This window comes from Methylobacterium sp. Ger2507 (assembly GCF_055231875.1).
In genome coordinates this window covers 4,337,823-4,361,815 of the sequence record NZ_JBUYVC010000001.1, presented here as the reverse complement: position 1 = coordinate 4,361,815, position 23,993 = coordinate 4,337,823, and the positions used below count along the sequence as shown (strand labels likewise).

Here is a 23,993-nt window from a genome sequence, read left to right as displayed (position 1 = left end):
GACACGCCCCCCAATCCAGGATCAGGCTCATGCGAACCGACCCCTTCACCGACACGTGGGCCTTCTTCCTCGGACAGCAGAGCGACCAGCTCGGCCTCGGCCTCGGGCGCTGGCTCGTGGTCGCCGGCTTCGCGCTGCTGGTCATGGCCAGCGTCCTCATCGCGCTGCGCGAATGGATCGAGGATCCGACACAGCGCTCTGGACGCGATCTCACGATGTGGGTGCTGCGTGCCCTGGTCGGAGCCATGTGGTTCCAGGGCATGCTCTGGAAGCTGCCGTTCTTCTCCACCGAGAACGGCTTGTATTTCTGGACCGGCGAGGAGGTGACGAACGCCGCCTTCCAGATCCATCGCGATCTGGTCAAGAACGTCCTTCTTCCAACACCGAACTTCTACATCCTCGACATCTTCGTCTTCCTCACCGAACTCACCTTCGCGGCCTCCCTGCTCCTCGGTCTCGGCGTGCGGATCACCGGCGCCATCGGCGTGATGTTCGTGGCGCAGCTCTGGCTCGGCCTGTACCTGCACCCGCAGGAATGGCCATGGACCTACGTCTTCCTGGCCGGTCTCATGGGCCTGTTCAGCGTCTTCGGCGCCGGTCGCAGCCTCGGCCTCGATGCGGATCTGCGCCGCCGCTTTCCGCCGGGCCTGACCACGGGCTGGACGGCGCGCTTCGTGCGCTTCGCTACCTGAGAGCGCTCACCCGGCGGGGCGTCCCTTGCACAAGTTATTCGCGGGGACGTCTTTCGCCGGCGAGTCCGCGTGAGAGGCGCAGGAAGGTCGTGCCGATGATCCAGGCGGCGCGCAGTCCGACGCGCCAGTCGCCGGAGACCTTGGAGGCGCCGCCCTGCCGAGGCCGCTGCCCGACCGCGATCTCCTCGCAGCGCAGGCGCGCCGCGGCGACCCGCATCAGCATCTCGAGGTTCCAACCGTAGGTCTCGTCGCGCATGCCGAGGCGCGCCAGGGCGTCGCGACGGATGGCGCGGAACGGGGACATGTCGGTGAAGCGGGCGCCGTAGGTCAGGCGCAGCAGCCACCCGGCGAGGTGTCCGGCCACGATCTGCTGCGGGCTCATGGCGCCCGGCTCGCGCGCACCGCGGACTCGGGAGCCGTGCACGAAATCGGCGCGGCCCGTGCGGATCGGCTCGAGCAGGTCCGGGACGCGGTCGAGTCGGTCGCTGCCGTCTCCGTCGACGAACAGGACGATGCGGGTCTCCGGCGCCATCGCAGCGATGCCCGCCTGGATCGCCCGGCCGTAGCCGCGGCGCGGCTCCACGAGGACCCGCGCGCCGGCGCTCGAGGCACGCGCGGCGGTCGTGTCCCGCGAGCCGCCATCGACGACGATGACCGCGTCGGCCCCATACGCCAGCAGCCCGGCGACGACGCCCACGATCGCCGTCTCCTCGTCGAGGCAGGGCACGATCGCAGTGACGAAGGAGGTAGCGCTCATAGGCTCCAGCGCAGCCCGCAATTGCCGCAGGCCTGCGGCGGCGTGTCGGAGAGCAGCGCCGCGCGGAAATCAGTGTAGGCGACGCCGTTCCAGATCGCCCGCAGGCTGTCCTGCGTGGCGTCGCCCAGCGTGTAGTTCTCGTAGCCGCGCTGCGAGAACGGAGCGATGCAGCACGGAAGCGCCCGGCCATTCGCGGTGAAGTACATCACGTTCCAGGGTCGCCGGCAGAGCGACCAGGGCGACCCGTCGTCGTCGCGCTTCAGGCTCATGCCGGGCTCGCTCGCCGCGCCCGAGGCCGAGAAGGTGAGTCCAAGCTCGGCGGCCACCGCCTCGGCCTCCGCGAGGTAGTGAGCCTCATCCGCCTCCATGCGCTCGTAGAGTGCCTGGTCGGGCCGCGCCATGCCGATGGCATCCTCCTCGAAATAGACGAGGCGCTGCAGGTAAACCTCCTTCACGCCGGTCTCGGCCGCCACACGCACGAAGGCGGGAAGCTCGGGCAGGGTCTCCTTGAGGCCGGTGAGCCAAGCCGAGACCCGAGGCTTGGCGTGACCCTCGCGCTCCTGCATGGCCCGAAAGGCCCGGACGTTCTTCAGGATCCGCTCGAAGTAGTCCTTACCGCGCACCGTGATGTAGGACGCCCGCGTTGACGCATCGAGCGAGACGCGGAGCTCGTCGAGCCCTGCCTCGATCAGGGCGCGGCCGTTCTTCTCCGACAGCACCGTGCCGTTGGTGTTGAACAGGACGTAGGTGCCGCGATCCTTGAGGTAGCGGACCATCCGGGGCAGGTCTTTGACCAGCATTGGCTCGCCGACCCCGTGCAGCACGGCCCGGCTGAGATCCGGCACCTGGTCCACGATGCGCGTGAACAGCTCCCAGCTCATGTCGGCCGGTGGTTCAAGCTCGACATAGGTGCGCGGGCATGTGGTGCAGAGCAGGTTGCAGCGGTTCGTCACCTCCAGGTAGAGGCAGACTGGCGGTCGTTCGACGAAGGCTTCTACCGACTTCGGCGCCGCCTCGTGGTAGCGGCGCGGGTCGACAGCCGGGTGGGATGTGGCAGTGCCGCTTGTCATCGGTAGGTTCCCGATCGTCGCGTGAAGGCCGCCTGCGCCAGAGCGGCGGCCAAGACCAGGGCGGCGAGGATCGCCGAGCGGTCGTCGTAAGAGAGCTGCGGATCGCCGGGAACGACATCGTAGAGCACAAAGCCTCCCACCGTCAGAGCCCAGCCTGGAAGCGTCGCGGCGATGCTCAAGAACGGCACCGCCATCAACAGATACCAGGGGAATTCGGGCGAGAGCAGGAATAGTAACATCACGATCGAAAGATTGATGTCGCGCAGGCTCCGCTCTGGTGTGCGGTCCCTTCGGAAACCGGTTCTCAGGGCCAGGGCCGCCAGGATTGCAAGGCAGAGGCCGAGATAGATCCCGGTGTCGTGCGGCCATTCACCCGCGGAAAAACGCCAGAGCCGCAGCAGAGTGAAGCCCCAGCCAGAGGCCAGACCTTCCTCCTGAACGTAGCCTGTGGCGAGGAAGCCGAGCACGCCGCGTCCGACGGACAGGTAGGGCAAATAGGCCGCCGCGACGACGACGGGCACGAGCGCAATCATGCGCCAGTCCCACGGCCGCCACAGGCCCGGCAGGGCGATGAGGGCGAAGGGCTTGACAAGGGCCGCCAGCACGACGGCGCCCGCGCCCCCGTAGCGCCGTCCGACGATGAGGGCGAGCCAGAGGCCGAGCATCATCAGGGCGATCATCAGCCCGTCGACATGGCCCTGGCCGGCGATCTCCCAGACCGGCAGCGGGTGCCAAGCATAGGCCGCCACCCGCGTCGGCGGCTGTCCGGTGAGGCGCAGCAGGCCGATGAGCGCCAGCAAGGTCGCCCCCTCGCAGGCCACGAGCGCGAGCTTGATCGCGAGGGGGCTCTCCGACAGGCGGGTGACCAGAAAGAAGAACGCCTGCGCCACTGGAGGATAGATGGTCACCGCGTAATCGGCGCGGTTGATGAACTGATAGACCGCCGCCGGGCGTAGGGCTGCGAGCGCCGGATCGGCCGGAACGTAGCGATAGGGGTTGATGCCTGCGCCCTGCACGAGCCCGTCCCAGACGTAGCGGAAGACGTCCGTGGACAGGATCGGAGGCGCGGGCAGCGCGAGCATCCGCATTGCGAGGCCGGTGCCGACGATGACGACGAGCGCCCGGCGCCCCTCGATGCCCTCGAGGCGTGCGCCCAGAGCCGCGATCACCCCGCCGGCAACGACGAGCAGGAGGAAGGCGTTGTCGCCGAGGCCCTGGAGCACCGGCATCCCGAGGCCGACCAGCACGGTCCCGACGAGGCCGAGGAGGACGAGGCGCCGGTTAGGCCCCGCGACTGCGATCATGCCTCCGGCCATTCCGCCAGCATCGCGCGGGTCTCTTTGGCCGGTCCACCGATGAGGCCAGGCGGTGCAAAGGCCGGCGGCGTTCCGGCGACCTCCGCCTGCAGTACCCGGAACGTCTCCAGGTCGTCGATGTCGTACCAGAGCGGCAGCATCTCGACCGCGAGGGCGATCCCGGCAGCCCGTTCCAGAGTCAGGCGCAGTACCTCGCCCGTGCTCCAAGGGATTTCGGCGAAGAGTTCGGGGTGATCGCGCTTCAGCCCGATCAAGGTGTAGCCTCCATCGATTGCGGGCCCGAGCACGACCAAGTCACCCGGTCGCCGCAGAGCCGTGATCGCGGTCGTGAGGAGCGCCACTGGCAAGGTCGGGGAATCGGAATTGATCAGCACGACGCAGTCATGGCCTGCCTCGCCCAGCAGCCGCTGCACTGCCGAGCCGAGGACGAGTCCAAAATCATTGCCGTCCTGGAGGAGGAGCCGAAAGGAAGGCGGTAGGATCTCCTCAAGCTCCGCCTCGCTTCCGGCCGGCGCGTAGACCCCATAACCCTGGCTTCCCAAGGCGTCCGGGACTGCGAGTACAGCCTGGGCGACATCCTTGAGGAAGCATCCGGAGAGGCGGGCCGCGCGCTCCGCCCCGAGAAAGGCGGCGAGCCGTGTCTTGGTTCGGCCAGGATGCGGGGCCTTGCACATGATCCCAAGCGCTGCGCTCATGCGTCCTTGACTCCCACCCATCTCCGCACCGACGTCATTCGAGCGCGTTAGATCTGGTACGCTGCGTGCCGGGCGAAAACAGACGGCATCCGTTGCAGGAAGCCAAATCACAAAGTCAGGTCCAACGGCTTTTATCTGTCGTAAGCCTGACGCGGGGTGACAGACAGCGATCAATCGTTGGAACTTCGGGGTGGGTACCTGCTCTGCTAATTTTAACGCACCTCCGCCACGTTAGCCGGCACGCTTGAAACTCCGCGGCTCGCTTCTTACAGAGCAGTCGAAGCGAGTTTTTATTCTCGGTCTCCCAACGCCTGAAACTGTCTGCTCTGGAACCATTTTAGAAGAACCGACAACGACTGGTTTGGGTCGGGACGGGGCCGTCCGCCCTAGGATCGGATCGGGTGACTTTGCGATGGTTCGCTTCTGATCGGAATGTGACGGAAACGACGGCCCAGAGTTGTCGCAGCGCGTCTCGAACACGACTGAAGTCCTTCGAGCACTGCGATCGCCCCGTTATAGGGCCTGCGTTGCCGCCCCTTTCGCGCGGCCGATGAACAGGATCCGGCCCGTCGGGCGACCGATGGGCGAGCCCTCCTCGGGCTCCAGCGTGATCTCAAAAAGCTGCCCGTCGCCGATGGCTTCCAGCCGCTCCGGCGGCAGACGGATCGCTCCGCCGGGAGGCAGCACGCCGAGGGAGACCGGACCGCGCGCCTGATCCCACAGGGTCCAGAGCTGCAACGCGCGCCCGCTTCCCGGCCGCACGTCAGCCAGCGGCAGGGACCGCACGGTGCCGTTCTCGGCAACCTGGATGAGCCATCCCGGTCCGCTCTCCTGCCCGGAGGCGTCGCGACTCTGCAGGATCGCGTAGAACCGCGTCGGGCTCTCGGCCGGCGCCGGGACGCGGCTCGGCAGGATCGCCAGAAGGATCGCGGCGGCCGTGGCGAGCCCCGTGGTGGCCCGCCACAGCGCAGGGCTCCGCCACGCCGCCCTCAACATCCCGCCTCGCGGCCGTGTGAGGGCGGGCGCTGCGGTCGAGCCGAGCGCCTGCCGGCGCGTCGCGAGGGCCTGCTCGATCCGCGCCCATTGCGCCGGATCGACATCGGCCTTCCCGACGGCCGCGGAGGCCGGCAGCAGCCGCTCTTCCCAGAAGGCGATGCGGCGGGCCAGATCCGCATCCGAACCGAGGGCCCGCTCGACCTCCGCCGTGGCTGCCGGGTCGAGCAGGCCGAGGACGTATTCGCCCGCCAGGACGTCGCGGTCTTCCGGCTGACTCGGGATCATGACAGGCAATCCTTCAAGGCGATGAGGCTGCGGCGGACCCATGCCTTCACGGTCCCAAGCGGTGTCCCCAATCTCTCGGCGATCTCGGACTGCGACAGTCCATCGACATAGGCGAGCAGGATCACCGCCCGCCTGTCTGCGCCAAGCTGCGCGAGGCAACCCTGGAGGCGTCTCCCGTCCTGCGATGTCGCCAGGATGGCGAACGGATCGGGCGCGTCGTCCGCGATCTCTGTCGCCGCGGCCGCGTCGAGGTCCGTCTCACGGCCGACGACCCGGACGTGTTTGAGCGCGCGGTGCCGCACGATGCTGGTGATCCAGGCACGGCCCGCGCCGCGGCTGCGGTCGAAGGTGCCGGCGCGCTCCCAGATGTCCATCATGGCATCGTGCAGGACATCGGCCGCAACATCACGCCGCCGCACGATCCTGAGCGCGACGGCGAGCAGGAACCCGGCCTCATGGTCGTAGAGACGCCGCAGCGACGCCGGATCCCCACGGGCGCAGCCTTCCAGCTCGGAGGCGTGATCGAACGGCTCCATGACCTTCCCGGCGATTGGAAGGACCGGCCGCCGGGCCGGTCCCGTAGTGGCGGAGCGATGCTACATCTTGGGGAGAATGGCGATGTCACGGACCTTACCGGACACGCCGGTGATCTTGGCGGCCATCTCGCCCTTCCCGGTCGCGAGGTCTACCTTGTAGAGCGTGTCGCCGGCCATGGCCCAGGCCTGATTCCCGCCCTGGCCATCGGACAGGATGTCGAAGGCCACGGCCTCGCCCGACATGCCGAGCATGCCGACGGTGTTCAGGATCCCGTCATTCGGCGGAGCCTGCTTCAGCAGCGCGCCGGCAGCGTCGATGTCGAACAGGGCCGTCTCCTTCGTGCCCTTGAAGGCATTGGTGTAGGCGCCAGCCGTCACCTTCGGGGTCTTGCCCTTCATGGTGTCGGTCTCAGCGAACTTGAGCTGGCCGTCCTTCGTCACCTTGCCGTCATCGACATTGGCGCGAAGGTTGGTGCCGTCCGAACCAATAATGCGCAGGCGGTCGGCGACGGGATTGAAGTCGACCGTTGCCGCGGTGCCGGCGGCCAGCATCGTGTCGAGCTTCGACTTGGCCGTAGCCTTGCCGGACATCGGATCGATCGTGACGACGCTGCCATCCGAGATCACGGCGTAGAGCATGCCGTCGGCCGGCCGCACGTCGATGCCGAGGACGCTGCCGCCGATCCCGGTGATCGTCACCGTCTTCGTGACCGTCTTCGCGGCCGTGTCGACATGCGCCAGCGTGGCATCGCCGACGAGGGCCGCGACGGTCTCGGCACGCGCGGCGGTTCCAAGGCCGGTGCCGGCCAGCAGGGTAACGGCGATGAGGCTCAGTCGCATGGCGTTCTCCATCTGCCGCGAAGGCGGCATCGACAGCGCTAGCCATGAGCCGGAGGATCAGATGCAGCGGATGTCAGGTTTTTTCGCCCTCAAGCGACCGTCCGCTTTCAAGAGCCACTCCAAGTGTCGGCTACGACGTAATTGGGTCGAGACCCGCTGGTCTGCTCTACGACTTGGTTGGATGGCTTTCTGCCCGTCTGCTTCCGGACGCCCGATACATCGAAGGGGACATAGCCGTGGAGACCGGTCACGACCCTTTGCTTAGGCAAGAAACGCCTGCTTGCAGGATGTTGGGTGCATCGGAACCTCGTAGCCCAAACGGGCAGGAAAGGGTCGGGGTGGTTTGTACTGCAGCATGCCTATAACCTAGGGTTGAGCAACTCTTCACGATGACGCGTAGCGTCACTGAGCCAATCGACCCCTGGTTCAAAACTGCTAGATGATAGAAGGGCAGGGGGGGGACGAGGTTTGTCGGTCATCGAGCGCCACAACACCAAACAGACTGGGTCGGGTGACACCGCCATGGTTCTCGCCCATGGCTTCGGGTGCGATCAGAACATGTGGCGGTGAGTGGCACCTGCCTTTGAGGACCGCTACCGCACAATCCTGTTCGACCATGTCGGCGCAGGCGGCTCGGACCTCTCAGCCTATGACCCGGCCAAATACGCCTCGCTCGAAGGCTATGCCGATGACGTCGTAGAGCTCTCCCGCGCCCTCGGCGTGGAGCGCGGCATCTTCGTCGGCCACTCGGTGAGCGCCATGGTCGGCATCCTCGCCTCGAAGAAAGCACCCGAGCTGTTCGCGAGCCTGGTCCTCGTCTGTCCCTCTCCTCGGTACGTCGACGACGGCGACTACGTCGGTGGCTTTACCCGACCGCAGATCGACGAGCTCCTCGAATTCCTCGACAGCAACCACATGGGGTGGTCGCAGGCCATGGCACCGACCATCATGGGCAACGCGGACCGCCCGGAACTCGGAGAGGAGCTCACCAACAGTTTCTGCCGCACCGACCCGGAGATCGCCAAGCGCTTCGCCCGGACGACCTTCCTGGCAGACAACCGGGCCGACCTGCAGGGCGTCACGGCGCGCTGCCTGGTCCTCCAATGCTCGGAGGACGTGATCGCCCCCCGGGAAGTCGGCGAGTACGTGCACCGCAACCTGCCGGGCAGCGAACTCGTCCTGCTCGACGCGAGCGGGCATTGCCCCAACCTGAGCGCGCCGGAGGCGACTGTCGCGGCCATCAAGGCCTTCCTTTGAGGCCGATGACGTGGAGGAGGTGACGCCTATCGCTCCGGCTCAAGCAGCCGACGACCTTGAAGACCTGTTCGAGAACGCGCCCTGTGGTTACGCCTCGGCCCTGCCGAACGGACGCCTGTCTAGGGTCAACCGGACGCTCGCGACCTGGACGGGCTACTCGGCCGAGCAACTGGTCGGGCGTCGCTTCCTCGACCTCCTGAACATCGCCGGCAAGATCTACTACGAGACCCACTTCGCACCGCTGCTGCGGATGCAAGGCTTCTTCAACGAGGTCGCCCTCGACCTCGTGCGCGCGGACGGGACGGCGCTGCCGGTCCTGGTCAACGCGGTGGTCCGTCGGGACGAAGCCGGCGAGCTCCGGTTCATCCGGATCACGGTGTTCAACGCCTCCGACCGAAGGCGCTACGAGCGCGATCTGCTGGACGCCCGGCGCATGGCAGATCAGGCCTCGGCTGCGCTGCAGGACCTTAACCTGACGCTTGAGGCTCGGATCGCTGAGCGGACAGCGCAGCGCGACCGGGCTTGGCGCCTGTCGCAGGAACTGCTCGTCGTTGCGCTTCCGGACGGGACCTTCGAGAGCGTGAACCCAACCTGGAACGAGCTTCTCGGCTGGCGGGAGGAGGAACTCGTCGGCGCCTCATTCGTGGAGCGAACCCACCCGGGCGACCTTGATGCGGCGCAAGCCGCGTTGATGCAGGTCCTGACGAGGCCTTTAGCGGTCCCACACGAATCCCGCTTCCGGCACAAGGATGGCTCGTATCGCTGGTTCGCCTGGACGGCAGCGTTCGAAGATCATCGTATCTATGCCTCGGGTCGGGACATCACGCTCGAACGGGAGCAGGCCGACGCCCTGCGCCAGTCGCAGAAGATGGAAGCGGTGGGCCAACTGACCGGAGGCCTCGCGCACGACTTCAACAATTTGCTTGCGGGCATCTCGGGGTCGCTGGAGATGATGCAGAACCGCCTGCAGCAGGGCCGGTTCAACGATGTCGAGCGCTACATGGCGGTAGCCCAGGGTTGCTCGAAGCGCGCTGCCGCCCTGACGCACCGCCTGCTGGCGTTCTCCCGCCGCCAGACGCTCGACCCCAAACCCACGGACGTGAACCGGCTCGTTGCCGGCATGCACGAGCTGGTCCAGCGCACGGTCGGACCGGGCATCTCGGTCGAAGTGGTCGGTGCGGCCGGCCTCTGGCCCGCCCTCGTCGATCCCCCACAGCTTGAAAACGCGCTGCTCAACCTGTGCATCAACGCCCGCGACGCGATGCCGACTGGCGGGCGCATCACCGTCGAGACGGCCAACGGGTGGCTCGACGAGCGCGCCTCCCGCAAGCTTGACATGCCCGAGGGGCAGTACCTGTCGCTGTGCGTGACCGACACCGGCATCGGCATGAGCAAGGACGTGATTGCGCGCGTGTTCGAGCCGTTCTTCACGACCAAGCCCATCGGCGAGGGCACGGGGCTCGGCCTGTCGATGATCTATGGGTTCGCCCAGCAATCCGGCGGGCAGGTGCGGATCTACTCCGAGGTCGGCGAAGGAAGCACGGTGTGCATTTATCTGCCGCGCCACTACGGCGAGGTTGATATCGACGATCCGACCGCCAAGCTCGCTGTTTTACCTCGTTCCGAGCAGGGCGAGACGGTGCTGGTGGTCGATGACGAACCGTCCGTACGGATACTCGTCACCGACATCCTGGAGGACCTGGGCTACACGGCGATCGAAGCCGGTGATAGCGCGGTCGGCCTCAAGGTGCTGCAATCGAACGTGCGCATTGATCTGCTGGTCACGGACGTCGGCCTGCCCGGCGGCATGAACGGACGGCAGATGGCCGATGCAGCCCGCGTGTCCCGCCCGGACCTCAAAGTGCTGTTCGTCACCGGCTATGCCGAGAACGCGATCCTCGGAAATGGCCACCTTGCCCCGGGCATGGCGGTGATGACTAAGCCGTTCCCAATCGAGACCATGGCTGCACGCATCCGCTCGATGATCGAGGGACAGCGCTAGAGAGAGTCAGGGCACCTCGACCCTCTCGGTAAGACTGGCCAGTCTGCTCTACGACTGGGTTGGGTGGATTTCACCTGATCCGCTTACGGAGAGCGGATGCAAGGAAGCGGACATAGCCGCTGAGACCGCTCGCGACCCTTAGAAGACCTTTGGCGAGTCCGCTCCGGCAGATTTCCGACATGTCGGATTAGGAGTCGATCTTCTCTGGAATCTCCAACAGGTCGTCGAATTCGAAGCCGAGATGCTTGTGGTACTTTCTAGATTTCAAAGGCCGAACAAACCATGCGTAAGAGCAAGCGAAAACTCTGTCCAATGCTCTTGCGCGATGCTGATGCTCGGGCTGAATCTCCGTGGTTTATATTCAGACTGATATTTTGCGATTGAAGGTGACCATCGCTTCACGTTCGAGCTTCAAGCTCCCATCAATGAACGCCTGCGTTATGAGCTCAAGGTTGCGGGACGAGCGGGCCTTATCAGCAGTAGAAAGTGCGCTCTTCACGCCAGTAGCATCGAGTTCCGTGCAATAGGCGGGTGTTCCTGGCTGGAAACGCCAGGACTCGGATATAGGGCCTGCGTCCACCACATCGAAGCCCGTTTCATCGACAAGGCGCGATACGACGGATTTGGCAGCCGCATGATCTCCAGCGATCGGTATGGCCAGTCTGGAAACAGAGCCACTTTCCGATCCAGCTTCGGTGAGAGTAAAGGACAGAAGTGCGTTCCAGGCTTTTACAAGAGGCCGCCCGACTTGCTCGCTGCTCCAGACGGTTTCCAGCTTTCCTTCGTTCACTTCTTTGATCATTCCGTCGCGCATCGGGTAGTAGTTGGACGTGTCGACGATAATAACTCTCTCCGGAACATCAGCGAGCACCGGCGCGAGTTCTGGATTTCGAGCAAACGGCACGGAAAGGATGATCACATCGACATCTTTGACGGCATTGTCTCGGGTTACCGCAGCGATCGTCGTACCGTCAACGATCTCCTTTAGTGTTTCTGGTCCCTTCGAGTTGGCCAGCTTCACGTCATGGCCGGCCTTTTCCAAGATCTGAGCCAGAGTTGCCCCGATATTTCCTGCGCCGATGATGCCGATTTTCATTAGATACTCCGATCATGAGGGTTGCCTCGCCGTCAGAAATATCGATTGCTGGATGGATCACAAGAACCCACCAAAAAGTTTGGTACCCACCGAAAGGTAAGCTCATGGACCGTGACTGCCAGAATCAGGATCCTAAGCAGCAACTCATCTGGGCAGCGGCAACGAGAGAGACGCTCCGGGTGCTTGAAGGGAAGTGGAAGATCGCAATCATCGTCCAACTCTTCGCAGCGAGAGCACCAGTGCGTTTCTCAGAGCTTGAGCGGCGCATCGAGGGCGTGAACCAAAAGATGCTGATCCAACAGCTCAAGGAATTGGAGAAGGAAGGCATCTTGACGCGGACTGTCTATCCCCAGGTTCCACCGAAGGTGGAGTATACGCTGACCGACAAAGGATACGCGCTTGGCCCCTCGATTAAAGCATTGGTCAACTGGGCATTGGAGCAGGGACCAGTGAAATCCGAGCTCACCGAGCCCGACTTGGCTGAATAGGAGCGTCTTCTGGCTCAAAGCCAGAGTCTGCTTTCCATCCCCAGCCGAGGTGGGGGACGGCCATCGAAAGGCCGCTTCCGAGAAGCGCCGATGGCTGTCGGTACGGCTGGCATGGGTCGAGACCGGCCGGTCTCCTCTACGGCCGGGTTGGGTGGATTTCTGCCCGTCCGGTTTAGGATTTAAAAGATAGAAAAGCTGACGCTGGCTTTGAGAGCGGCGCAAGGCAGCCTCGCGCCTTCAACGAACCTTGACGTCCGATCATCCCGAAGGTCTCTACTTCGAGGGCGGTCAGACCAGAGAAGGCCCGGTGGTTACAACACCCTGGAAGCGGGATTACTCATGAGCCTTGGGGGGCTCCTGGCCGACATCGGACATCGTCCCGGCCTGGCGTTGAGGGGGAACCATCAGAAGGCGTGGCTCGACGACCTCCTGCATAGGCTCGCCATGGGCCTGCTCTGAGCGCCACGGGCGTCTCGCACGCGCGACCCTACTGCAGCGGAGTGAACGGGCTCATAGTGGCCACCGTCGGGGCCGGGAGCGGCACGTCGACGGAGCAGCGCAAGCCTTCGGACGCGAAGTCGAGGGCGAGCTTTCCGTCGAGCTCCCGCTCGATGCTCACCGCGATGAGCCGGGTGCCGAAACCGCGCCTCGTTGGCGGCGGCGACGCCGGACCCCCGTCCTCAACCCAGTCCAGCCGCAATCGCCTCGCATCGCCTTCGGTCCTGACCACGCGCCAGGTCACGCGGATCTCGCCGTCCGGCACCGAGAGGGCTCCGTGCTTGGCGGCGTTGGTGACGAGCTCGTGCAACGTCATCCCGAGGGAGAGGACGTGGCGCGGCGGCAGGTCCACATCGGGTCCGTCCACGACGAAGGTCGCGTCGCCACCCCGGTAGGGACCGAGCTCGTTCTCCAACACCGCCCGCAAGGGGGCGCCCGACCAGTCGTCCCGCGTCAGGAGGTCGTGGGTCTTCGACAGGGCGAGGATGCGCGCCTCAAGCCGCTCGCCTGGCGCCTCGCCGCCGCGCGTCGATTGCCGTGCCAGGGCCTGGACCGTGGCGAGGGTGTTCTTCACGCGATGGTTCAACTCGTGCAGCATCGTCACCTGACGCTCCTGCATCGCGCGACCGTTGCGGACCTCGTCGCGAAGGTCGGCCTCGTTGCGTTGAAGGCTTCCGGCCATCGCGTCGAGCTTGCTGCCGAGGCGGCCGAACTCGTCGGCGCCGTCCAACCCGGTCCGGGCGGCGAGGTCTCCGGCCTGCCATTTCGATGCCGTCCGGAGCAGGCGGTCGAAGGGGCGCCGGATGAAGGCGCGCCCCGCCAGGAACGCGGCGGCGACGGCCAGAACCGCACCCAGCGCGATCAGCACCACGCCCCTGCGGGTGGCGGCGTCCACGTCCGCGAAGGCAATCTGCCGGTCGCGGCCGACCGTCACCCAGGCCGAAGACGCCGCGCCGCCGGGCTTGGCATTGGCGAGGATGCGTTCGCGTCCGTCGATGCCGAAGTCGACGCGGACACCCTCGCCACGACTCATCACGATGCGCTGTCGATCCGGCGGCACCGGTTTTCCGACCCAACCAGTCCCGTCGGGATAGCGAACCAGGATGATGCCGTCCTGGTCCGCCACCGTCACGGACGTGCTGGGAAGTCTCAGGTTGCGCCTGAGGTAACCGTCGAGCCACCCGAGGTCGACGGCGACGGCGAGCACGCCGACCGTGCGCCCCTCCGCGTCGGGCAGCGCTTGGGCGAAGTGCAGCGAGTCCCTGCGGGAGGCGTTGCCGCGAGCATAGGTCCCCATCACGAACGTGCCCTCGGCGACGGCGCGACGCTGGTAGACCCGGTCGGGTACGGCGTAGGAGCCGGGCGCGGACCCGAGGCTGTTGCACACGACGGTCCCGTCCGACCGGGTCAGCGCGAACACCGCGAATTGCGGATTGTCGCGCACGGCCCGGCGGAGGTACTCGGTGCAGCCCGAGGGCTCCATCGCCCGGACCGCCGGGTCCTGAGCCAGGAAGTTGAGGGCTTGGCGGGCCGACTCCGCGACCTGCGAAAGGTCCTCGGCGACGGTCCGGGCCGTCGCCATCGTATCGGCGCGCACGACCTCGTCGCGCGAGGTGCGCAAGGCGTGCTCGTTGTAGCCCTGGATCGCCAATGCGGGCGCGAGGGCAAGCAGCACGAGGAGCAGGATGCGGGTCGTCAGGGACATGGGGCGCCGGCCGCTTCCGGAAGGGTGAAGCGGAAGGTGGTGCCCTGGTCGGGAGAACTCACGACGGTCAATTCGCCGCCTTGGCGCTCCACGAGGTCGCGGCACAGCAGGAGCCCCAACCCGCTCCCGCGCTCGCCCGCCGTCCCGTTCGTCGTGCTGCGCCGGTCGAGCCGGAACAGGTCGGCCACCTTTCCGGCGGGCATGCCGACACCGGTATCAGAGACCGTGATCTCAATGCCGCTCCCGGTCCGCTGGCCGGCGACCGTGATGGTGCCGCCCGGCAGGGTGAACTTGACCGCGTTGCTCACGAGGTTGCGCAGGACAGTAGCCAGCATGTCCCGCTGCGCGCGGACCGTGGTCCCCTGGCAGTCGATGGACAGGGTCAGACCCTTGTCGGCAGCCGCCTCGGCGGCGCCCTGCATCACTTCCGCCCCCACCGTGCCGAGGGCGACGTCGGTAATCGTCACCGCCATCGTGTCCATCTGCAGGCTCGCCCAGGAGAACAGGCTCTCCAGCAGGGCGTAGGCTTGCGTGGCGGCGTCGTTGATGCCCTTGGCACGACGCTCGATGGAGGCGTGGTCGCGCGTCGCCACCGCCTTCCCCAGGACCTCCGACAGGCCGAGCAGCGACTGGAACGGGTTGCGCAGGTCGTGGGCGATGATCGAGAACAGCAGGGTCTTCTGCCGGTTGAGGGTATCGAGCTCCAGCGACTTCGCCTCGGCCTCGCGCCGAGCCTCGTCGAGCTTCGCCTGGAAGCCGCGGCGCGCCTCAGCGTACCGGATCGCCCGAGCCAGGCTCGACGGCGTCGCCTCCGCCTTGGCGAGGTAGTCGAGGGCGCCGGCCCGCATCAGCCGGAATGCCAGGTCCTCGTCCGCCTCGCCGGTCAGCATCAGCACGGCGTGACCCTCGCCCGGGAGGGCGAGGAGCGAGGCGAGGAGGTCGAAGGTGTCGACGTCCGGCAGGCGGTAGTCGAGCAGGATGCAATCGAACGCGCCCTCCCGCGCCAGCCGCAGCCCGGTCGTGCCGTCGGGCGCCTCGGTCAGGTAGTGCTTCAAACCCGACTTCTTCAGGGCGCGGCGCACGGACGTCCGGTCGACGGCGTCGTCGTCGATCAGCAGGATGCGGGTGGGGGATTCCACGTGTCTGCCGAGCGCTATTGCGGGAACTCGACCACCTTCCAGAAGTGCTCCAGCATGGAGACCGCCTCCATGAAGGTGTTGGCCGGATCGCGCTTGACGATGTAGCCGGCCACGTTGTGCCCGTAGGCCCGCATGCGGTCCTCGTCCGCCTTCGAGGTGGTGATCATGAACACCACGGCGGTGCGTAGGTCCTCGTCGGCCCGGATCTCCTCCAGGAACTCGATGCCGTTCATGCGCGGCATGTTGAGATCGAGCAGGATCAGGTGGGGCTTCGGGAGCTTCTCCTTGCCGTTCTGGCCGCGCAGGTACTCCAGCGCCTCGATGCCGTCGCGGGCGACCGTGATCGGGTTACCGATCTTGCTCTTCTTGAAGGCACGCTTGAGCCCCTGAACGTCGACCTCGTCGTCGTCGACCAGCAGCAGGTTAACCGTCGAACCCATCAGCCCCCCCCTTCGCGCCGTCCCGCGGCCACGTGAAATGCACCGAGAGGCCACGCCCCTCCCGGCCTTCGTTCAGCCAGACCTTGCCACCCTGGCGCTCGACGAGTTTCCTGACGATGGCCAGACCCATGCCGCTGCCCTCGACCTCGTCGCGGGGCCTCAGGGTCTGGAACATGCCGAACACGCGCTCGCGGAACTGCTCCGGGATGCCGGCACCGTCGTCCGTGACCACGAACTCTACCATATCGCTCATCGGGTGCGCATCGACGCGGACGCGACCGTCCCCCGGATGGTCGTGATGCTTGATCGCGTTGCCGATCAGGTTCTGGAGCGCCTGGGTGAGCGGGGCCTTCGCCGCGTTCAGCGTCGGCAGGTCGTGGGCGGCGACGATCTCGAACCCGTCGGGTGGGCTCACCAGCACGGCGAGTTCGTCGACGAGGGCCTTGGTGTCGACCTGCGTGAAGGCCACGTCGGCACGTCCGGCCCTTGAGTAGGCCAGCAGGTCGTCCAGCAGGCTCTCCAGGCGCCGGACCCGGCTCTTGAGGAGCTCCATGTTGGTTTGGACGTCGCCTGTCAGGGCACCTTCGAGGTCCTCCTCGATCCAGCCGACGAGGTTCTCGATGCCGCGGAGCGGCGCCTTGAGGTCGTGCGAGGCGACGTAGGCGAACTGCTCCAGTTCCTCGTTCGTGCGGCGCAGGTCGCGGGCCTTGCCGGCCAGACGTGCCTCCATGCGCTTGCGGTCGGTGATGTCCGTGTTGGTCCCGTACCAGCGGATGACTCGCCCCTCCGCATCGCGAAACGGGTTGGCGAGCGAGAGGAACCAGCGGTACTCGCCGGTGGCGCTGCGGAGGGGGAAGGTGTCGTTCCACGGCTCGCCGGCCTTGAAGGCGTGCGAGATCCGCTCGACGACCCGGTCAACGTGATCGGGATGGTGGACGGCCTTCCAGCCCCATCCCTTCATGGAATCAATAGTCGTGCCCGTGTAGTCGTACCAGCGCTGATTGTACCAGAAGATGTCGCCATTCGCGTCCGCGATCCAGGACATCTGCGGCAGGGTGTCTGCGAGGTTGCGGAAGTCGGACGCGTCCGGAGCGATCGGCGTCGGCGCCACGGCGTCTGTCATGGCGTTTCCCTTGTTTGGTGGCTCACCGGCGTCCGCTCGCGGTCGAACGTGTAGAGCACGTCTTTTCGCGTCCTCGGTGCCCTTGTCCACCCGCGTCGGTGATCCGCATCAAGGGATCCACCGGAGGATCCCATCGCACGACGACCGCGCCTGTCTCGGCCGGCCCGGTCCCCCAGGCGGCGGACAATGTCCGTCCTGGCTGCGGCGGGTTCGATAACGCAAGTGCCGCTCCAGCCATGCGACGGAAACGCGGAGTGTCGGCGGCCTAGACCGAAACCGGATCGCCCGGGAAGGCCGCGGCGACGCATGCGCCCTCGGGTCCGTCATTCGGCAGCCTCCGGGGCCGGGGCGGCGGTCCGTCCGGCGCGTCGCCGGCCGGCAAGCTCGACGGGGGGCAGCCCGACGATGTCGTAGGTGGCCGAGGCGATGCCGATGCCAGCGGCGTCGAGGCCCACCAGCATCTCGCGGCTCATGGCGTCCTTGGCGCCTCGGATCTGGTGGGTGCCGAGGATGAAGCGGACGGTCAGCTCCAGCCAGTTGTCGGTGATCCGGAAGAACACGCGCGGCTCCAGGTCGATGGGCTCGACACCGAAGCGGTTCTGCAGGTTCGCCTTGGCCTCGTCGGTCATGACGTTCGTATCCAGGGCGTGCTTCTTCGCTGCCGAGAGCATGATCGCCTCGACCTTCGCCCTGTCGGCCTCGTAGGTGATCGGGATGGACATCTCCTCCCAGATGAACGGGAAGTCGCGGGTGTAGTTGAACACCGGCTCGGAGAAGATCTGCGCGTTGCTCACCGTGACGATGCGACCGGTGAACTGGCGGCTGCGCACCCACATGGCCGGGCTGCTGCCCTGCACCGCCGGCGGCTGGCCCATCTCCATGATCGTGGTCTGGATGAAGCCGAGGCGGAGCACGTCGCCGCGCACGCCGCCCATGGTGATGCGGTCGCCCACGGTGAAGGTCGAGCCGCGCAGGATCACGAAGTAGCCGGCGACCGAGGTGACGACCTGCTGAAGGGCGAACGCGAGGCCGGCGGACATCAGCCCGAAGGCGGTGGCGAGGCGGGCGGGATCGTTGAACCAGATCGAGAGCAGGCCGAGGACAAGCAGCACCGCCGCGAGAAGGCTGATGCCCTGGCGCGTCCAGAACTTGGTCTGGAGCGTGGAATGGTCGGTGCGGTTCAGGACCAGCCCGACGAACGCCCGAAGGCCGATCCCGCCCCCGACGATCACCGCGATGAAGATCAGGGAGAGCAAGAGCTTCCGCCCGTTTTCGGCATTCACGCCGACCCAGTCGATTCCGAGGAAATGCACGCGTTGGTCCTTCGTGTGGTCTAGGACGCGGTCGCGTCCGAGCCTAAATGTGACGGACCGCTATCGCGAAGTCCGGTCTACGGATGGGTGGGTGTCGTCGGCCGATCAGCTTGTCGGAGACGGCGTCAGCGCGACCGCCTCCATGGCACCGGCGTCGGCGATGGCCAGCTTGCCGCGAACGGTCAGGTCGCTGACGAAGGCGAACTGGTCGCGCATGTCGAACGGGTAGGCGCGCAGCTTGTAGTGCGTGCCCCAGGGCTCCTCGTGCAGCACCACGCGGACCGATTTGCCGTAGTTCAGGTACGGGCTGGTCAACGCCACGTCCGTCAGCAAGGCGCGCACGAGGGCTCCGTCATGCCGGGGCAGCAGGTAGAAGTCGGCGACGCACTGCAGGGTCCCGGCGCCGTCGTTCGCGTTGGTGATCCGGTCGGTCCAGATCGTCGAGTGCGGAACCGTGACCGCGTTGTCGTCGGGTGTCTGGAGTAGGATCGCGCGCAGCCCGACGTTGCGCACCTCGCCGTAGTCGGAGCCGACCTTGACCCAATCTCCAGGCCGGTAGGGCCGCTCGACCAGGGCCACAACCCCGGCGATCAGGCTGCTGACGTAATCCTTGAAGGCGAAGCCGATGGCGACGCTGGCCGCACCGGCGATGACGAGGAAGTTCTGCAGCGTGATGTTGAAGACGATGGGCACGATCCAGACGATGGCGAGCATCATCAGGACCAGCCGGGCGATGGGCACGGCCGCCAGGAGGTAGAGCCTCAATCGGCTCGGGCCGCGTTCGGCGAGGTAGGGGAAGGTGCTGCGCACCAGCCAGATCGCCGCCCATGTGCCGACGACGATGAGCCCGATCTCCCAGAATCGGATGTCCTGGAGGCTGTGGACGAGCTGTACGCCGCCGTCATGGACGTCCTGTGCGGTGGCCATGTCGTTCAAACCCGTCCCACGGGAAATCCTGCCGCTTCGAGGCCGTCCCGGATCGCCGGGTAGGCCGCCGCCCGACAGCCGAACCGGTCGCCCTTACGTTCCAGGAAGCCCGCCCTGAGCAGGACGGGCACGACGTTCGGGTCCGCCACGCCTGGGAGGACGAGCAGAAGTTCCTCGCGGGTCAACGGCCCGTGTATCAGCAGCGCGTGCAAGGCATGGAGGGCGGTGCCGTCGTCCGTACCTGGGAGAAGGTACTCGTCGAGGGCGGCCACCCAGAGGGTCTGCTCGCTGGCATCGCCATCCGACATCGCGGCCTTCGCGTCCTCGGCGACGTCAGCGTCGTCACCCGTACGCAGGCTGCGCCGCCAGAGGTGCCAGGCGACCCAGGGTATGCCGAGGCTGCGCCCGGCCAACTTGCGCAGGTAGTCGTTGCGAAGCGTACCCGCCTCGTCGACCGCGAGCACGTCCTCGCCGTCGGCAGGCAGGCGGAACCGCATCGCCCCGGTGGCCTCGGAGGTCGAGAGCTGGACGAACCAGCCATGCAGGCGGACGGCGTCGAACGGCTTGATCGTCACGGCATCGGGCAGAAGGGCGTCGGCGCCGGCCGCCTTGGCGAGGAACGACCAGGCCCAGGCGTTGCAGCCGACGACCACCGGTCGATCCAGTCCGTCGATGGCCGCGAGGAGCGCGCGCACGGCCCTCAGGCCTTCCCGATGCCGCAGGAACCAGTCCTCCAGCCTGGGGATGACCAGGATCCCCGACCCGATCATGTCCGGCAGGATGGGCTGATTGGCGGCGACGAGCGATTGCCGCGAGGGCGGCGCTAGGACCTGGTGTCCCGCCTCCGACGCCCAGGTCTGAATGACCGCGTTCTCGTCGCAGGGCGGCAGCACCACCGTCAGGATGTGTGATGCGCCAGGCTGGCGATCCAACCACTTGCCGACGGTTGCCCCAACTTCGGCGAGGACCGGTCCGCAGGCGGGGGGAGCCACGACCTCGTCGAGACGCCTCAGGGTTGCACGGTGCAGCTTATCGTCCGCGATGAACGGCTCGGACTTTTCGCGGTGAAACAGGGCGATAAGCCGCCCGAGGTACCTCCGGGCGACCTCATCCCTGGGGACAGGTGGCGTCTGGGCATCGTCGAGTGGGATCAGGAACGCAGGGCCTTCAGTCTTCGACATCGGCGCGCGGCAGTCCACTCCAAGGTCGTCGACAACGTGAACCGCCCAGGTTCGTTGCCGGTGCCGCTGGCATTCACCGGTCACGAAGTAGGCACCTTCGGCCCGGAACTACGACCTGAAGGACGGCGAAGGGTAGGATGCCACCGAGGGCAAATGGCACATCCAACGCCCTTCTCGGGACTGGGTGCCCTCGACGCCGGGTCCCCGACTACGGGCGCTGCCGCTATCGACTGGTTGCCGGTGCGTCCTCCGCTTGCAGGCCTCTAAGAGGAGCGTCGATGGTGCACATGACACCCGTCGCCGGATAGGAGAGATCCACCTCGCCGCCGAAGTTGCCGGCAAGTCCGCGCCCGATCAGCCTAGAACCGAAACCGCTCCGTGTCGGCGCCTTCACGACGGGACCACCTTGCTCCAACCATCGCAGGGCGCAGTGCGGCTCGCCGCCATCCTCGCGAAGCGTCCACTCGACCGAGACCTTGCCCTGGGCCGTCGAAAGGGCCCCATACTTGGCCGCGTTGGTCGCGAGCTCATGCAGCATCAGCGAGAGGGACATCGCCGCCTTCGACCCGATGGTGAAGGTGGGTCCTTTGAGGACGAACCGCCCCGGATTGTCCCGGTGCGTCTGCAAGGCGCTCTCGATCAAGGTCTCGATAGGTGCCGACCCGATCTCTCCGCCAAGCAGGAGATCGTGCGACTTGCTGAGCGCGATCAGCCGACCGGCGAGGACGTCCTTGGCCGCATTCAGGTCGGTTGCCGTGCGCATGGTCTGGGTGGCGATGGACTGGACCATCGCCAGCATGTTCTTCATGCGGTGGCTCAGTTCGAGGTTCAGGGTTCGCTGACGTTCCTCCGCCTCGATCCGTGCCAACGCCGCGCGGGTCCGGTCCGCGATGTTGTTGGCGAAACTGATCTCCTCGCCCGTCCAGGCGTATGGCTTGGCCTTCAACGCGAACAGCAGTGCGACGAACCGACCGTGCTCCATGAGCGGCAAGTTCAAAAACGAACGCACGTGGATGGCCGCGAGGGCTTCCGCATCATTCGCCGTCCGAACGTCGTTTGCGACGTCGTCGATGATCACGGCATGGCCGGACTTCAGGTTCTCGATGTACGAGCCGTAATCCCGGAACGAATGCACCCCGCCGATGCCCGGAATGCTCGGAGCGGTCCAGCCGTCACCGACGGCGATGGTTTCCCGGTCGTGGTCCACCGCCCCGTACCCCGCATGGGATAGCCCGAGGGTGCGGCCAAGGATCTCCGCAGCCACGCAGGCGATCTCCCCCGCATCGTCCGAATTGCGTAAGCGGTCGCCGAGCTCCGCCAGGGCGGCACGCCGAGTCTCGGCCTGCTTGCGGTCCGAGACGTCGATGAACATCGCGGCGAAACGATTCTCCGCTTCACGGTATGCGCGAACCTCGAACACGCGCCCGAGCTGCGGCACCGAAATCTCGAAGACCTCGGGAGTGCCGGTGTCGACCACCCGTGCGTAGGTTTCGATCAGCCAGTCGGGGATGTCGGGAATGGCCTCGCGCAGGGTCCGGCCCACTGTCTCGACAGGGAGGCCAGACTGCGCGGCGAAGGCCGGGTTGATCTCCACGAACCGGTAGTCCGTGGCCTTCCCGTTCGCGTTGCGGATGATTTCGCCGCTAAAGAAGCCTTCCTGCATGCCCTCGAACAGGCCGCGCCAGCGCTTCTCGCTTTCGACGATGCGCTGCTCGGAGGCGCGCTGGGCGGTGACGTCGCGCGACACCACCAGAAGCCGCTCCGGCCGTCCATCAGCGCCGCGGATCGGTGTGACCTGCACGTCCCACCACTTCGCCGTGCCCTTGAGCGTTTCGGCCGGGGCCTGGAAATGGCCGGTGCCGCCGGCCAACGCCGCCCAGAATGCCGCCTTTGCGTCCATTTGGGCCTGTCCCTTCCAGAACCCGGTCCAGTCACAACCCTTCACCTGGTTGAAGTCGTCGGCCTCCATGACGGCCAGCCCGCCCTCGTTCATGAAGGTCAGCCGTGCGTCGGGATCGAGCACCTTGATGCAGTCGGCCGAGGAGGACAGCACGCCGCGCATGAACGCGGCGTCCGCCTGCTCCTTGGCCGCGGCGTTCCGTTGCTCCGTGCGGTCGCGCAGGATCTTGAGGAAACCCTCGTGCCTGTCGTGCTCGTCCCTTAGGGGCATCATCTCGCCGTTGGCCCAGAACCGGCTGCCGTCCTTTCGAACATGCCAGCGCTCGTCGGCGCCCCGCCCGGACAGCAGGGCCAAGGCCATTTCCTGCTCTGGGACGCCGTTCGCGACGTCCTCGTCAGTGAAGAAGGCATGGGCGGGCTTGCCACGCATCTCGGCCTCGTCCCAACCGAGGATACGTTCGGCGCCCGGGGACCAGCTCGTCACCATGCCGGCGAGATCCAGTGAGACGATGGCGTAGTCGAGGGCGCTCTCAAGAATCGCCGTGTTGCGCCGGTCGGTCTCACGACGTTGGCGCAGGGACCGGCGTAGCTCCAGGGTCGTCATGACCTGATGCGCGAGGGTGCGAAGCACGAACGCTTGGGAGGGCGTCAGCTTGTTGGGCTTGGTATCGAGCACGCACAGCGCCCCGAGGGCGACGCCGTCGGCAGTTCGCAGCGGAGCTCCCGCATAGAAGCGGACTTCGGGTCCGCCGGTCACCAGGGGGTTGTCCGACGTACGCGCGTCGAGGGTCAGGTCCTCGATCTCGAACACGTCGTCCTGCTGCACGGTGTAGGCGCAGATCGATTGGGACAGCGGCGTCTCGTTCCGTCCGAAGCCGGTCTCGGCCTTGAACCATTGGCGTTCGCCGTCCAGGAGCGAGATCAGCGACACGGGCATGCCGCAAGTTTCCGACGCCACCCTGACGATGTCGTCGAACTCGGTCTCGGCGGGCGTGTCGAGGATGTCGTAGCTCGCCAGTTCGTGCCGGCGAAGTCCATCGACCTGTTTGTTGCCTCCCGCCATGGCCCTCCAGCCGACTTCCGATGCTGTTGCGGCCTACTGCCGACCGAAAAGCGGTCTGCCGTTAAACGCCTCACCGCACAATGGTATTCGAAGGTTCTGGAGCGTCTCCGTGCGACGATGGCCGGATCTTTCGGGAGCGGTTCGTCCAGAGTGCTACGCCCCCGTAGGTGGTGGTTCTCGGCGCCAGCCCAAGACCGCCGCTACTTCTTGAGGGACTCGGGATGTTTTTCCGACGGCAACGTATTGCGGACATGGTGCCGGACAACCGAGGGACTGAAGGGCTTCGCGATGAACGTCGCCCCGTCCGGCAGGTCTCCGCGTTCGGGTCGTACGTGGCCGGAGGCCACGACGATGGTGATGTGCGGCCACAACTCGGCGGTCCGACGCGCGAGGTCGAAACCGTCACCATCGCCCGGCATCTGCACGTCCGTGAACAGCAACTGCACCTTGCCGTGGTGCTCGTCGAGCACCCTGATCGCCTGGGCCACGTTCATCGCCTCCAGCACCGCGAAGCCCGCATCCTCCAGGATATCGGTAGCATCCATCAGGATCAGGGCGTCGTCGTCGACCACGAGGGCGAAGGGCGCATCGGAAGGGCCAGGCAGGGTCATCAAGGGGTAAGGCCAACCTCGTCCAGAGGTTGCCGGGTAACATAAGTTTGTTTTGGCGTCGCTT

The 23,993-nt window shown here is 66.2% G+C and carries 21 protein-coding genes; 4 read left to right on the top strand and 17 right to left on the bottom strand.

Going from position 1 to position 23,993, the window contains the following annotated elements; genetic code table 11:
- Positions 1 to 29: 29 nt before the first annotated feature.
- Positions 30 to 692: a DoxX family protein gene (locus ACV7NL_RS20225; protein WP_463356679.1), complete on the top strand. Its 663-nt coding sequence runs from the start codon at positions 30 to 32 to the stop codon at positions 690 to 692.
- A gap of 34 nt (positions 693 to 726) precedes the next feature.
- On the opposite strand, the gene ACV7NL_RS20220 is transcribed toward ACV7NL_RS20225, so the two are convergent.
- From ACV7NL_RS20220 to ACV7NL_RS20190, 7 genes are all read right to left on the bottom strand, one after another.
- Positions 727 to 1,449, bottom strand: coding sequence for a glycosyltransferase family 2 protein (locus ACV7NL_RS20220; RefSeq protein WP_463356678.1), 723 nt, complete (start codon positions 1,447 to 1,449; stop codon positions 727 to 729).
- Positions 1,446 to 2,519, bottom strand: coding sequence for a radical SAM protein (locus ACV7NL_RS20215; RefSeq protein WP_463356677.1), 1,074 nt, complete (start codon positions 2,517 to 2,519; stop codon positions 1,446 to 1,448). The genes ACV7NL_RS20220 and ACV7NL_RS20215 overlap by 4 nt, the downstream gene beginning before the upstream one ends.
- Positions 2,516 to 3,823 (bottom strand): glycosyltransferase 87 family protein, encoded by a 1,308-nt coding sequence (locus ACV7NL_RS20210; RefSeq protein WP_463356676.1) that lies wholly within the window; start codon positions 3,821 to 3,823, stop codon positions 2,516 to 2,518. Before ACV7NL_RS20210 ends, ACV7NL_RS20215 begins: the two co-directional genes overlap by 4 nt.
- On the bottom strand, positions 3,820 to 4,530 hold the full coding sequence (locus tag ACV7NL_RS20205; RefSeq protein WP_463356675.1) for a TIGR04282 family arsenosugar biosynthesis glycosyltransferase: 711 nt from the start codon (positions 4,528 to 4,530) through the stop codon (positions 3,820 to 3,822). The genes ACV7NL_RS20210 and ACV7NL_RS20205 overlap by 4 nt, the downstream gene beginning before the upstream one ends.
- A gap of 513 nt (positions 4,531 to 5,043) precedes the next feature.
- A complete protein-coding gene (locus ACV7NL_RS20200) occupies positions 5,044 to 5,811 on the bottom strand; it encodes an anti-sigma factor (RefSeq protein ID WP_463356674.1) in 768 nt (255 codons plus the stop codon).
- Positions 5,808 to 6,347 carry a sigma-70 family RNA polymerase sigma factor gene (locus ACV7NL_RS20195; protein WP_463356673.1) on the bottom strand — a complete coding sequence of 180 codons (540 nt, stop codon included), beginning with the start codon at positions 6,345 to 6,347 and terminating at the stop codon, positions 5,808 to 5,810. The genes ACV7NL_RS20200 and ACV7NL_RS20195 overlap by 4 nt, the downstream gene beginning before the upstream one ends.
- Positions 6,348 to 6,407: 60 nt before the next feature.
- Positions 6,408 to 7,187 (bottom strand): DUF4394 domain-containing protein, encoded by a 780-nt coding sequence (locus tag ACV7NL_RS20190; RefSeq protein ID WP_463356672.1) that lies wholly within the window; start codon positions 7,185 to 7,187, stop codon positions 6,408 to 6,410.
- A gap of 570 nt (positions 7,188 to 7,757) precedes the next feature.
- Here ACV7NL_RS20190 and ACV7NL_RS20185 point away from each other — a divergent pair.
- Both ACV7NL_RS20185 and ACV7NL_RS20180 read left to right on the top strand, forming a co-directional pair.
- Complete coding sequence (locus ACV7NL_RS20185) at positions 7,758 to 8,444, top strand: alpha/beta fold hydrolase (protein ID WP_463356671.1); 687 nt, start codon at positions 7,758 to 7,760, stop codon at positions 8,442 to 8,444.
- 10 nt (positions 8,445 to 8,454) lie between these two features.
- A complete protein-coding gene (locus tag ACV7NL_RS20180; RefSeq protein WP_463356670.1) occupies positions 8,455 to 10,446 on the top strand; it encodes a hybrid sensor histidine kinase/response regulator in 1,992 nt (663 codons plus the stop codon).
- A 361-nt stretch (positions 10,447 to 10,807) separates the two neighbouring features.
- Here the strand turns inward: ACV7NL_RS20180 and ACV7NL_RS20175 are convergent, their stop codons facing one another.
- On the bottom strand, positions 10,808 to 11,542 hold the full coding sequence (locus ACV7NL_RS20175) for an NADPH-dependent F420 reductase (protein ID WP_463356669.1): 735 nt from the start codon (positions 11,540 to 11,542) through the stop codon (positions 10,808 to 10,810).
- Positions 11,543 to 11,646: 104 nt separating this feature from the next.
- On the opposite strand from ACV7NL_RS20175, the gene ACV7NL_RS20170 reads away from it, so the two are divergent.
- Positions 11,647 to 12,030 (top strand): winged helix-turn-helix transcriptional regulator, encoded by a 384-nt coding sequence (locus tag ACV7NL_RS20170; protein ID WP_463357176.1) that lies wholly within the window; start codon positions 11,647 to 11,649, stop codon positions 12,028 to 12,030.
- Positions 12,031 to 12,517: 487 nt separating this feature from the next.
- Here ACV7NL_RS20170 and ACV7NL_RS20165 read toward each other — a convergent pair whose 3' ends face one another.
- The 9 genes from ACV7NL_RS20165 to ACV7NL_RS20125 form a co-directional block, all read right to left on the bottom strand.
- The gene (locus ACV7NL_RS20165) at positions 12,518 to 14,233 is read right to left on the bottom strand and encodes a sensor histidine kinase (protein WP_056452886.1); all 1,716 of its coding nucleotides are present in this window, start codon (positions 14,231 to 14,233) and stop codon (positions 12,518 to 12,520) included.
- Positions 14,224 to 15,372: an ATP-binding response regulator gene (locus tag ACV7NL_RS20160; protein WP_463356668.1), complete on the bottom strand. Its 1,149-nt coding sequence runs from the start codon at positions 15,370 to 15,372 to the stop codon at positions 14,224 to 14,226. The genes ACV7NL_RS20165 and ACV7NL_RS20160 overlap by 10 nt, the downstream gene beginning before the upstream one ends.
- Before the next feature lie 14 nt (positions 15,373 to 15,386).
- The gene (locus ACV7NL_RS20155; protein WP_018042937.1) at positions 15,387 to 15,812 is read right to left on the bottom strand and encodes a response regulator; all 426 of its coding nucleotides are present in this window, start codon (positions 15,810 to 15,812) and stop codon (positions 15,387 to 15,389) included.
- Positions 15,796 to 16,935 (bottom strand): ATP-binding protein, encoded by a 1,140-nt coding sequence (locus ACV7NL_RS20150; protein ID WP_463356667.1) that lies wholly within the window; start codon positions 16,933 to 16,935, stop codon positions 15,796 to 15,798. The genes ACV7NL_RS20155 and ACV7NL_RS20150 overlap by 17 nt, the downstream gene beginning before the upstream one ends.
- A 323-nt stretch (positions 16,936 to 17,258) precedes the next feature.
- On the bottom strand, positions 17,259 to 18,248 hold the full coding sequence (locus ACV7NL_RS20145) for a mechanosensitive ion channel family protein (protein ID WP_018042939.1): 990 nt from the start codon (positions 18,246 to 18,248) through the stop codon (positions 17,259 to 17,261).
- Positions 18,249 to 18,353: 105 nt separating this feature from the next.
- Complete coding sequence (locus tag ACV7NL_RS20140; RefSeq protein WP_463356666.1) at positions 18,354 to 19,175, bottom strand: mechanosensitive ion channel family protein; 822 nt, start codon at positions 19,173 to 19,175, stop codon at positions 18,354 to 18,356.
- A gap of 5 nt (positions 19,176 to 19,180) precedes the next feature.
- Positions 19,181 to 20,356: a hypothetical protein gene (locus ACV7NL_RS20135; RefSeq protein WP_056452898.1), complete on the bottom strand. Its 1,176-nt coding sequence runs from the start codon at positions 20,354 to 20,356 to the stop codon at positions 19,181 to 19,183.
- 223 nt (positions 20,357 to 20,579) lie between these two features.
- The gene (locus ACV7NL_RS20130; RefSeq protein WP_463356665.1) at positions 20,580 to 23,318 is read right to left on the bottom strand and encodes a PAS domain-containing protein; all 2,739 of its coding nucleotides are present in this window, start codon (positions 23,316 to 23,318) and stop codon (positions 20,580 to 20,582) included.
- 200 nt (positions 23,319 to 23,518) lie between these two features.
- Complete coding sequence (locus ACV7NL_RS20125) at positions 23,519 to 23,929, bottom strand: response regulator (RefSeq protein ID WP_018042943.1); 411 nt, start codon at positions 23,927 to 23,929, stop codon at positions 23,519 to 23,521.
- Between the last annotated feature and the right edge of the window lie 64 nt (positions 23,930 to 23,993).